At 61.9% G+C, this 12,112-nt stretch carries 6 protein-coding genes; 5 read left to right on the top strand and 1 reads right to left on the bottom strand.

Annotated elements, in window-relative coordinates; genetic code table 11:
* Window positions 1-378 precede the first annotated feature (378 nt).
* Complete coding sequence (locus tag JKL48_RS21610) at window positions 379-6,252, top strand: FG-GAP-like repeat-containing protein (RefSeq protein ID WP_201987257.1); 5,874 nt, start codon at window positions 379-381, stop codon at window positions 6,250-6,252.
* Window positions 6,253-6,269: 17 nt separating this feature from the next.
* Complete coding sequence (locus JKL48_RS21605; RefSeq protein ID WP_201987255.1) at window positions 6,270-8,123, top strand: FG-GAP-like repeat-containing protein; 1,854 nt, start codon at window positions 6,270-6,272, stop codon at window positions 8,121-8,123.
* Between the two features lie 60 nt (window positions 8,124-8,183).
* On the opposite strand, the gene JKL48_RS21600 is transcribed toward JKL48_RS21605, so the two are convergent.
* Window positions 8,184-8,327 carry a hypothetical protein gene (locus tag JKL48_RS21600; protein ID WP_201987253.1) on the bottom strand — a complete coding sequence of 48 codons (144 nt, stop codon included), beginning with the start codon at window positions 8,325-8,327 and terminating at the stop codon, window positions 8,184-8,186.
* Window positions 8,328-8,760: 433 nt separating this feature from the next.
* Between JKL48_RS21600 and JKL48_RS21595 the strand changes: the two genes are divergently transcribed.
* The 3 genes from JKL48_RS21595 to JKL48_RS21585 all read left to right on the top strand — a co-directional run bounded on the left by JKL48_RS21595 (window position 8,761) and on the right by JKL48_RS21585 (window position 12,106).
* The gene (locus tag JKL48_RS21595) at window positions 8,761-9,129 is read left to right on the top strand and encodes an SH3 domain-containing protein (RefSeq protein ID WP_201987250.1); all 369 of its coding nucleotides are present in this window, start codon (window positions 8,761-8,763) and stop codon (window positions 9,127-9,129) included.
* A gap of 185 nt (window positions 9,130-9,314) precedes the next feature.
* A complete protein-coding gene (locus JKL48_RS21590) occupies window positions 9,315-9,836 on the top strand; it encodes a hypothetical protein (RefSeq protein WP_201987248.1) in 522 nt (173 codons plus the stop codon).
* A gap of 650 nt (window positions 9,837-10,486) precedes the next feature.
* Window positions 10,487-12,106: a tetratricopeptide repeat-containing sensor histidine kinase gene (locus tag JKL48_RS21585; RefSeq protein ID WP_201987247.1), complete on the top strand. Its 1,620-nt coding sequence runs from the start codon at window positions 10,487-10,489 to the stop codon at window positions 12,104-12,106.
* Window positions 12,107-12,112 lie beyond the last annotated feature (6 nt).

Below are 12,112 nucleotides of genomic sequence, written 5' to 3'. Positions count from 1 at the left end.
TTGTTGGGTGAAGGGCTGTCTTTCATGACATTCGAAAGATAAGACCCTATTCTGTCCAGATTTACCCGACCACCTCAAGCTTACCCGCTGCGTCTTGTTGGGACTAATTCTTTTGCTTGAATACCTACTGATAATTATTTTTATACTCTCCAACAGGCGGTCGGTTACCCCGGTCCCATGGCCGTGCCGGTGTGCCTTTTTTTCGTCTTCATGGGCTTCCGGCGCGGGTAGCCGCGGGCAGGTATTTCTACCGCGTTGCCGCTCGCCTATGACGCGTTTGCCTGCCCCTTCTTCCCGGCTCTAGTGGCGCTTCATCTTACCCAGCGGAACCGCAAACTGAACAGCCCATCTTCGCTTAATTGACCTATGCACGCCTTTATGTTCTCGCTTCCTCCGCTGCGGTGGCCCCGCTTCCTTGCCGGGCTGGTGCTGCTCTTGACACTGTGGACAGGCCAAGCCCAGGCTCAAAGTTCTCAGGCCTCCTCGATAGGACAAGTTCTCAATCCCGATGGCACGCTGCGCGCTGGAGCCAAAGGGTCGTTCTCGGCCGCGGGCTACCGCATGACGCCCGACTCGAGCACCGGCGCGCCGGTATTTCGTCCCACAGGCACCGGCGACGACCATTGGCAGGATGGGTTTACAGTTCCAGGAACGTCTGGCTATGTCCTGGCCATGGCCGTAGACGCCAATGGCAACGTGTACGTAGGAGGCAGCTTCTCCGCAGCTGGCAACGTGAGCGCCAACAACATCGCCAAGTGGAACGGCACGACCTGGAGTGCCATGGGGAGCGGGATTGACGGTTTCGTATCTGCGCTGGCCGTGGACGGCAGCGGCAACGTTTATGCCGGGGGCACCTTCACCACCGCTGGAGGCGTAGCGGCCAACAATGTTGCCAAGTGGAACGGCTCGGTCTGGATTGCCATGGGCTCGGGCACGAACAGCAATACAGCTGGTGTGCTCGCATTAGCGGTTAGTAGCACTGGGACCGTCTATGCCGGGGGCGGCTTCACGACGGCCGGGGGGGTATCGGCCAGCTTTGTGGCCAAATGGAATGGCACGAACTGGAGCGCCGTGGGCTCGGGCACGAATAACGTCGTCTTTGCCCTGGCGGCTGACAGTTTCGGCGGTGTATATGTGGGGGGCAATTTTAGCGCAGCTGGCGGTGTGGTTGTCAGTTCTGTAGCGTACCTCGATGCCTTTGGCTTCTGGAACGCTTTGGGTTCCGCGGGTCCGTTCGGCAGTGTGCGTGCTCTGGCCGTCGATGGCAGCGGTGGGGTATACGCAGGGGGCGGGTTTGCTACCATTGGAGCAGCCGGGCTGACCGTCAACAACGTGGCCCATTACAGCAATGGGCAGTGGTCTGCCCTGGGGACGGGCGTAAACAGCACCGTGCGGAGCCTGGCGGTGGACGGCACGGGCAACGTGTACGCCGGGGGCTACTTCACGGCGGCCGGGGGAATTCCAACGGCTAGCATCACCAAGTGGAGCGGCACGGCTTGGAGTGCGATGGGCCCAGGAATGAACAACTCGGTTTTTGCCCTGGTGACTAATGCCAGCGGCAGCGTGTACGCCGGGGGATACTTCGCGGCAGCTGGCTACGTGTTAGCCGGCAATGTTGCCGTGTGGAACGGTGCCGCTTGGAATGGAGTAGGCAGCGGACTAAGTTTTGACGCACAGGCTATCGCATTGGATGGCCGTGGCAATGTGTATGTTGGGGGTGTATCAACAAATGGCTTTACGGGGGCTAGCAATGTCGCGAAGTGGAATGGCACTGCCTGGAGTAGCCTGAGTACGGGAATCGGCATCGTTGAGATATACGCCATGGCAGTGGATGGCGTGAACGGAAACCTTTATGCTGCGGGAACCGGCGGCAATGTGTGGAGGTGGAACGGGACTACTTGGAGCATTATGGGATCGGGCATGAACGGCACTATCTATGCCCTCGCGACGGACAGTTATGGCGGCGTGTATGTAGGGGGCAGCTTTTCCAGCGCCGGCTCCGGAAGCATATTGCTCAGTAACATAGCCCGATGGGGCGGCACCGACTGGATTCCGTTGGGTTCCGCAGGTCCGTTCGGCAGCGTGCGTGCCTTGGCCACCGACGGTAATGGAGGAGTTTATGTAGGAGGTGGGTTCGCCTCTATTGGAGCAGCCGGGCTAACCGTCAACAACGTGGCCCATTACAGCAATGGGCAATGGTACCCCCTGGGTACGGGCGTCAATAACACGGTGCGGAGCGTGGCGGTGGACGGCACGGGCAACGTGTACGCTGGAGGCGACTTCACAACGGCTGGGGGAACGCTAGCCAACCATGTAGCGAAGTGGAGCGGCAGCTGGAGCGCTATGGGTTCGGGAGTGGACAACCAGGTTCTGGCCTTGGCTGCAGACGCCAGCGGCAACGTCTACGCAGGGGGAAACTTCACAACCGCCGGGGGAGCAGCAGCTTACAATATAGCCAAGTGGAACGGCAGTAGCTGGAGCACCCCAGGTACGGGACTGAATAGTACTGTAAACAAATTGGCCATGGATGGCTTCGGCAACGTGTACGCGGGCGGAGCTTTTGCCACCGTTGCCGATGGCTCCAAGGTATCCGGCCATTTTGGTATTTACCGACCGGTAATCCCACCCACGGTCAGCACTGCTGGTGCTAGTAACATCACCGCCGCAGGGGTTACCCTTGGCGGCAACGTCTCCTCAGATGGAGGAGGCCTCGTGACTGAGCGAGGGGTGGTGTACATGCAAGGTTCGGGCACGCCGACCACGAGCAACTCAAAAATCGTTATCGGCAGCGGAACGGGCCCTTATGCGCAAGCCATCACAGGCCTGAACGCAGTTACGCAATATACTGTGCGCGCTTATGCCATCAACGCGGCCGGCACCAGCTACGGGGTAACTCAAGGCTTTACTACTCTTGCCTTACCCCTTCTAATTAACAGCACTAGCCCAACCAATGGCACCCGGGCCGCCGCAACGGCAAGCAGCGTACTGGTTACCTTCAACCAAGCAATAGGTGCGGGCGCAGTGGGGGCTTTCAGAGTATTCAGCGCACAGCGCGGCGGGCGGCGCACGGCCAGCAGCGGCACCACGACTGGAAACGCCAATACCGTAAGATTTGCTCCCACGTATGCCTGGCAACCAGGCGAAATCGTACAGGCCACGGTTACTACGGCAGCAACTTCTATTACAGGAAGGGCGTTGTCCCTGCCCTGGGTGTGGCAGTTTACTACGGCCGTTGGGAGCACGGGCGCTGGGTTTTTCACGGCCCCGGTCAACAACCCCAACCCTGCCGTGGGCGTCGACCCTTTTAGTGTGGCCGTGGGCGATGTGGATGGGGACGGGGACTTGGACTTCGTGACCGCCAACCGTAGCGCCGGCACGGTGAGCGTGCGGCTGAACAACGGTACTGGCTCTTTCACGGCCCCAGCCGGCAACCCCGAAGCTGGGGTGGGCACGAACCCCAATTTTGTGGTGATGAGCGATGTGGATGGCGACGGCGACTTGGATTTGTTGACGGCGAACTACTTAGCCAACACGGTAAGTGTACGGCTGAATGATGGCACAGGCAGTTTCACCCCCCCGGCCACCACCCCTGAGGTTGGCGTGGGCACTGCCCCGGCTAGTTTGGCTGTGGGTGATGTGGATGGGGACGGCGACTTGGATTTGTTGACGGCGAACAATACGGCCGGTACGGTGAGCGTGCGGTTGAATAACGGTACCGGCTCTTTCTCGCCCTCGGCCACTAACCCCAATCCAGCTGTGGGGGCTGGCCCTTTCAGCGTAGCCGTGGGCGACGTGGACGGGGATGGAGATTTGGATTTGCTGACGGCCAACCGAGTCAGTGGCACGGTGAGCGTGCGGTTGAATAACGGCGCCGGCAACTTCACCGCTCCGACTACTAACCCCGAAGTCGGGGTGGGCGTTGAGCCTTTCAGCGTAGCCGTGGGCGACGTGGACGGGGATGGAGATTTGGATTTGCTGACGGCCAACCGAGTCAGTGGCACGGTGAGCGTGCGGTTGAATAACGGCGCCGGCAACTTCACCGCTCCGACTACTAACCCCGAAGTCGGGGTAGGTAGTTTACCTTTGCGCATCGCCGTAGGCGACGTGGACGGGGATGGGGACTTAGATTTCGTGACCGCTAACTCGAATAGTAACACGGTAAGTGTGCGGCTGAACAATGGCATGGGCAGCTTCACCGTCCCAGGCACCAATCCCGAGGTTAGCTTAGGAACTGCTCCAGCCAGCGTGGTACTAGGAGACATAGACGGAGATGGTGATTTGGATCTGCTCACCACGGGCGCTAGCAACGCGAACACAGTAAGTGTACGACTTAACCAGCCCGCTACGTTTCCCAATTTAGTCGTCAGTACCGGCACGCTGGCCAGCCCCACGCTTGTGGCGGCTGGCACCTACAATGCCCTCACCGTAACCACCACCGGCGTAGCCCAACTCACGGGCAGCACGGTGGTGAACAGCAGCGTGAGCGTGAACGGCACGCTGCTGACCCATTGCCAGCCCCTGACCGGCGCGGCCAGTTTCACATTGGCCGCCGGTGCTACGCTGGGCATCTGCGACCCCGACGGGCTGAGCGTTGCCCCCGGCCTCGGCGCCGTGCGCACCACCGGCGCGCGCAGCTTCTCGCCGGCTGCCAGCTACCTCTACAACGGCACCCAAGTGCAGGCCACAGGCACAGGGTTGCCTAGCCAAGTGCTGAACCTGACCTCCACAAACGCCAATGCGTTGGCGCTCTCCCAGCCGGTGGCCGTCCGCCAAGCCCTCACGCTCAATGCCGGCAACCTGAACACGTCTGGCCAGGCCTTGACGCTGCTCTCCGACGCCATCGGTACGGCCCTAATTGCCAACCTGGGCGCGGGCGTGGTCAGCGGCGACGTGACGGTGCAGCGCTACCTCGACCCGTCGACGAACCCTGGCCCGGGCCGGCGCTTGGTGGCGGCCCCCGTTAGCGGCCAGACGGTGGCCGCCTTTGGGTCCGGGGGCACGGCCTTGGTTTTCAACCCGGCCTACAACACCGCGCCCAACCCCGGTGCCGTCCTGCCGTACCCTTCCATTTTCCGCTACGACCAAAGCCGGTTGGCCAGCTCCCCGGCCACGACGCTCGCCGCCTTTGACAAGGGCTGGGTGACGCCCAGCGGCCCCACCGACGCGGCCTCACCGGGCAGCACCGGCTTCGCCGTGCAGGTGCCCGGCGGCCAAACGCTGAGCTTCACCGGCGCGGTGGGCACTGGCCCCACCGCGCTGGCCGGAAGCCGTAACAGTGGGCCCACGGCCGCCGAGGCAGGCTGGAACTTGGTCGGCAACCCCTACCCGTCCCCGCTCGACCTGAGCACCGTCGCGGCCAGCCAACGCGTCAACGTGGACGCGGCCGTCTACACGTTCGAAAGCAGCTCGTCCACCGGCGGCAGCTACCGCAGCTACGTCAACGGCGTCGGCACTCCGCTCATTGGCACCGGACAAGCCTTCCTTATCCGGGTCAGCAGCGGCCAGACCACCGGCGCATTGGCCCTGACCAACGCCAACCGCGTGACGACCTACGCCCGGCAGGCTCCCGTCCGCCGGGGCTCGCGTCCGCAGCTGCAATTGGCGCTGGCCGGGGCCGGCCTAACCGACACGCTGGTGGTCTACGCGGAAGCCGGCGCCACCCTGGGCTGGGACCCCGACTACGACGCCCCCAAGCTGTGGAACCCCTCGGGCCTGAGCCTGGCGGCCGTGACGCCGGCCGGCGACGCGCTGGCCATCGACGGCCGGCCGGCGTTCGTAGGCGGGCAGGTAACGCCGTTGACGGTGCAGGTGCCGCAAACCGGTTCCTACGCGCTGACGGCGGACGTGACCAACCTGCCGCCGGGCGTGGACCTCACGCTGGTGGACCGGGGCAGCGGCGCGCGCACGCAGTTGCTGCCCGGCACCCAACTGACGGTCCAATTGCCCAGCGGCACCAGTGCCACCCGCCTGCAGCTGGAGGCCGTTAGCACCGTGACGAGCACGGCCGCTACGCAACGGGCCGCGCAGGTACTCGTGTTCCCGAACCCCGCCCGCGGCTACCTGATCGTGCAGCGGCCCCCGACGGCAACGGCTTCGGCCGAACTGCTCAATGCGCTGGGCCAGGTGGTGCGTCGCGTTGCCCTGCCCGGCGCTACCACCGCGGTCGAGTTGCCGGGCCTGGCCAGCGGCGTGTACTCGCTGCGGGTGTGGCTGGACGGGCGGCCGGTGGTCAAGCGCGTGGTGGTGGAGTAAATTAACCTGTCCTCTGCATGAAGTCCCTTTACGGTTTGCCTCCAATTGGCCTCATTCGTGCATTTGCCAGCGTTTTTGTGCTGGGAATGGAACTAACCCAGGCGGGCGTTGCCAAAGCACAGCCCACGGTTACAGCAGTTGTTCCGGTGGCCAATGCCCAAGCAGCTCCCCGCACCGGTGCGGTCACCGTGACCTTTAGCCAAGCTCTGACGGCGGGCTCCTCGGCCGCGCTGAAGGTGTATTCGGCCCAACGGGGCGGGTTGCGCACCAGGGGTACCACCCCGGCCGTAGTGAGCGGGAATACGCTCACCTTCGCGCCCACTGCCTACCGGTTTATGCCCGGCGAGGCGGTGAGCAGTACCGTTACAACGGCGGCGGCCAGTTCCAGCGGGAACCTGGCGCAGAGCAAAGTCGTCCAGTTCACCGCCGCCGTGGCCGGTACGGGGCGCGGCAGCTTCGTCGTGCCCGGTGCTGATTTTACGGTTGGGACCTGGCCAGTCGGCATCGCCGTCGGCGACATCAACGGCGACGGCCAAGTGGACCTGCTTACCTCCAACGGCCAAAGTTCTTCCGTGACCACGCTGCTGAATACCCGGAACGGCTCGAATGGATTTGGGACGTTCTTCGTCACCGGCACCTTGCCGGTAGGAGGCGGGCGGTTAATTTTAGGGGACGTGGACGGTGACGGCGACCTCGATTTGGTTACCGGGAATAACAACCGGAGTGTGGTAAGTGTGCGTCTGAACGGCGGCGATGCGTCGGGGTCGGGCACGGGCACCTTCGGCAACGGCAGCGACCTGCCTTCTGGTGACGTTTTTGGCGATATTCGTTTGGGAGATGTCGACGGCGACGGCGACCTCGACTTAGTAATACCCAATGAAAACCTGAACAATGTAGCGGTGCGCCTTAATGGCGGGGATGCCACGGGGTCGAACACCGGCACCTTTAGCAGCGGCAGCACGATTGCTGTAACCGCTCCGCATGCCCTTGCCTTGGGCGACGTCGACGGCGACGGCGACTTGGACTTGGTCGTTACCAGCAACAACAGTTCCAGCAACAATGTCTCGGTGCGCCTTAATGGCGGGGATGCCACAGGGTCGAACACCGGCATTTTTAGCAATGGAAGCACCAATCCCATTCCCACATTAAGCTATGCCGGCGGCATTGCCCTGGGAGACGTCGACGGCGACGGCGACCTCGACATGGTTGTCAGCGGCGGTTCCAATACGGCCACGGCTACCATTCGGCTGAACGGGGGCGACGCCACGGGCACGAATGCGGGCACATTCAGCAACGGCAGCGTGGTACCCGTTGACTCAAACCCCTATAGCGTCGCGCTCGCGGATGTTGATGCCGACGGTGACCTGGACCTACTCGCTGGGACGCGCAATGGCAGCGTCTCCGTGCGGCTGAATGGCGGCGATGCGGCCGGCAGCAATACGGGCGTGTTCAGCAACGGCTCGAACGTACGGATAAGCAGCCAGTGGGTGAACAACATTGCCGTCGGTGATGTAGACAGCGACGGCGATTTGGACATTCTGACCGTCAACGACGGCAACACCGCCAGCGTGCGGCTCAACGGGGGCACGCAACTGGCCACGACGAGTGCCCATGCGGCGGCAGGAGGCACCCTCGTGGTGAGCCCCACGGTGGGAACCGGCGAAGACCCGCACTACGCGTACACCGGCGAAGCCTTGGCTCCGGGCACAACCTTGGCTGTTTATTCCCTCATGGGACAATGCGTGTGGCAGCAAACCACGGCGGTAACAGCGACCGGTACGCTGCCGGTAACCGGCTTGTCGTCGGGCTGGTACTTCGCGACCCTACGTACGGCTATGGGCAGCGTTACCACTCGGTTTTTTAAGCCCTAATTATGAATGGGCATGTGGTGAGGTGGTCGGCTAAATCTGGACAGAACGGGGTGGCATCTTCTACTGGTTGCAGACCAGAAAATTAGCCTTCACGTTGTAAAAATAGAGTTTCAGCGTAACCGTCGCGGAGGGCAGCTTGGTCACGACCGCCGTGACGGCCACAACCTGGGGTTTCGAAGCAATAATGGGCAGTAGGCTGGCCATAGCGAGCCAAGTAAAAAAGGGGAAGGTCGTAGCAGCGGATTGGGGGCGAGTGCCTGAAAGCAAGTGGTTTCATTGCCCCTCTTAGCCCATTTCTTGTGCATTAGTTTTCTGGGCAGAGGCGACGATTTAGCCCGACCACTACCACGGGCCGTACTCTGCTGCAGAGCAGGCCCTTGGTGAGGAGCATGGCTAAGTTACGGGTTCACCCAATGTCTATAATTCTCCTCCTCGTTTCGATAAATTGCCGTGCTGTTACCCGTTTCGGTTCGGACTAACGGGCCGGTGCTGGTACCGGTACCGGCACCGGCCAATAGCGGCGCCAGCACCGGCCCGTAGCGGTCAGTTCGTATTGAGACCGTTTTGGTAGACTTGATGCAGTAGTTAGTCCCATCAACCTCTGCCCAGCAGAAGGCTCCGATTTTATATTTGGTCTATGCGCCTGCTTCCTCTGCTCGCCTATTGCTTCCTCAGCTTAATGGCGGCCGCCACCGTCCCAACCGGTCCCTTGCATGCCCCTGCCGGACAAACTCCTCCGCAAGCTGCTCTGGCATCAAAGTGGCCGCAGTTCCTTGTCGGAGATACCGTCTACGTCGCTGCTAGCGGCCTAAACGTTCGAGCACGCCCGCGCGCCGACGGCACCGGGAACATCGCCCTCACGGTATCGCGCAACACGCGAGGGACCGTCATCGCGTTGCCCAATCGCAACTGGGCCCAAGTGGAGTTCATGAGCGAAGATGTGGGCTTTGAAGGCTATGTATCGCAGTGGTACCTCGCCAAAGCGAAAACAAAAGCAGGCAAGTAATAGGCTCGTTTCCCTGAAAGGCGGGGGATTCCCGCCCGTTTTGGCGGGCCGGCGCCGGCGCAGCATATATACGGGCGCCCGTATATTGGCCGAGCGGGTGCCGGCGCGGCTCATATACGAGCGCCCGTATATAAGCCGCGTATAAGCCGCGCCGGCGCCCGCTGTTTCGACCGTTTCGCTGAACAATGGTACCAGCACTTAAAATGCGTTTTGCGTTGCTTGCTTTCTTGATTCTTGGGCTGAATGCCAGCCTAGCACAAGCACAGTATTACGCCTTAAAGGACGACAGCGCGGCAGTGCGCGTCGAAATTCCAGCAGCAGTGGTAACGCGTTTCCGCCAATTATTTCCACTTGTTCCGAAAGACACAGTAGTCCAGTGGAAGACGCTTGGTCAAACTGACGACTACTCATATGAAGTAAGTGTAGGCGTGCAACGAGCTGTTTTCTACGCGACTGGCGTGGTGGATGAGGCTTTCCTTGAAGTGCAAGGAAGTACTTTACCTAAACCTGTACAACGCAGATTGAGGAAGAGCATACTGAAGGGATGGTCCCCAGCAGGGCCTCAGGTTCTTCGTGCCTATTCTTACACGTTAGGCACAGACCTGTGGTATTACGAAATATGCTTCTTCAACCCTGCTGAACAAGAAAGAAACCGTTTTTTACGAATCCAGCCTGACGGAAAATTCCCCAACCCCAAGTTCAGATAGGCATTATATCAAATAATGGCTCCTTCACCTGAACAGAATGCGTTTACGCTACTATCGTTTTCGCCAGCTTGGCGCCAAGCCGGTGACGGAACCGGCGCCAAGCCGGTGACGGAACCGGCGCCAAGCCGGTGACGAAACCGGCGCCAAGTGGTTCGGACCCGTTGCGGCTCTTTTTACCAACAGATAGACTCGTTTTAGCGATTCCGACCGTTTCAGTGAACAGTTAGGAACTGACAAAGATTGCTGGCGTCGCATCTTACGGTTTCTAGTGCCTAAACAGCAGCGGCACTTTGACGTACGCTTGGTGAACTTGATGGTTTTTTATTGATAACCGACTTGAACATCGCGGTTATGCTTCTGCCCAGATGACTTTGTGAACGAGGACTGGTAACACCTGCCATTAACTTTTTTCGACTTTGCCGCTGCTCCCTTTTTTTCCCGTGCACCCGATGGCCCGGGCGTTCACGATGGCTAGCCTTTGGCTATTAGTTGGTACGGCGGTTCAAGCACAACTTGGCCTACGCGCGCAACCGCGGCTTCTCAGCACGCGCCCCACTGCTCTTTTCAGAACGTCGCGTGGCGCGGCGCGTTCCGACACCATTCAGGTGAGCCGCTACCTAATCCGTGGTAAATCACTGATTCACATCAATTTGGACAGCTCACGCTATTACGACCAACAGGCCCTGCTCTTGTCGCGACGCTTGGGCTTCGGCGCTGGTGAGGCCCGGGCCCAAGTGGCTGTGGCCAACGACCTCTACAACGCCGGTAAATTCGTTGCCGCGGGTCGGGCTTACGAAGCGGCCGTGCGACTGGCGCAACGCACGCAACAGTGTGACGTGGCCGGCAAAGCCTACAATGGCATGGGGCTGGTGGGGCAGGCGCTGGGCAACCCGTCTGGGGCCATTGCTTACTTCAACCAAGCGCGCCGGGCCTATGCCAAGTGCCCGCCCGGCAATCCTAGCAACGAGGTGCTGCTACTCACCAACATCGGCAACACGTACATCCAAGCCGGTCGGTTTGCCCAAGCCGAACGGCCGCTCCGGCAGGCCCTGGCTCGGGTGACGCCCGCCACCGACGCGCCCGCCGTCCTGAACCTGCTCGACCTTGTGGGGCTGCTGCAACAGCACCAGCAGCACCTCGACTCGGCGGTGATGACATGGCAGCGCGAACTGGCGCTGGCCAACCGGGTGGGCAGCCTGCGGGCCCAGAGCTACGCCACCGCCAACCTATCTACCGCCGGCCTGCAACGTGGGCAGCCGCGCGCCGCGCTGGCGTATGCGCAGCGGGCCCTGCAGCTGGCGCGCCAGCTCGGCAACCAATCGCAGGTTACCGACAACACCTTGGTGCTGGCGCGGGCCCTGCACGCCACGGGCCAGCCGGGCGCATTCGATACCCTGAGCCACTACGTGCTGCTGCTGAACAGCCTGGTAGGTCAAGCCAGCGCCGAAGCCGTCGCCCAAGCCCAGGCGCGTTTCGACGCCGACGGCCAGCGGGCGCGCATAAGGGCCCTGGAGCAACAACGGCGCATCACGCAGCTAGAGGCCGCGCAGCGCACGGTGCGCAACCGCTTTCTACTGGGAGCCGCCGTGGCGGGAATGTTGGTGCTCGGGCTGGGCGCCCTGGCCGGGTACCGCCGCCAGCAGCGGCAGCGCGAAGAAGCGCTGCGCCACCAGTTGGCAGCCGACTTGCACGACGACGTGGGCACCCTTCTGAGCCAGATTGCCCTGCAAACCGACCTGCTGCAGGAAGGCCTGGGCCCGCCCGACATGCAGCACGAGTACCTGGCCGAAGTGGCCGACAACAGCCGCATGGCCGTGCGCCAACTCAACGACGTGGTGTGGAACCTGGACGCGCACAACGACACCGTGCCCAACCTGCTCGACCGCCTGCGCGACTACGCCCACGACGTGCTGGTGCCCACCGGCCGCGACGTGCGCTTCGAAACCGACCCGTCTTGGCACACCCCGCTGCTGCCCGCCGCCGTGCGCCGCCACCTCTATTTCATTTACAAAGAAGCGCTGCACAACATTCTGAAATACACCCCGACCTCGGCCACCGTCACGGTGGGGCTGCACCGCCAGGGCTCCCAATTGGTGTTGGAAATTGTGAACGACGGGCTGGATGCTTCGGCCGCCGCGACGCGGCGCAACTCGGGGCACGGGCTGCGCAATATTCAGGCCCGGGCGCAGGCCATGGGCGGCAGCGCCACGGCGACTGCGCGCCCCGGGGGCGTGTTTGCCGTACGCGTGCAGGTGCCGGTGCAGTGGTAACGGGTG

Origin of the sequence: Hymenobacter rubidus (genome assembly GCF_016734815.1) — a bacterium.
Classification (GTDB): domain Bacteria; phylum Bacteroidota; class Bacteroidia; order Cytophagales; family Hymenobacteraceae; genus Hymenobacter; species Hymenobacter rubidus.
The sequence above is the reverse complement of the archived record's forward strand: the minus strand, read 5'-3'. Positions and strand labels throughout refer to the sequence as shown.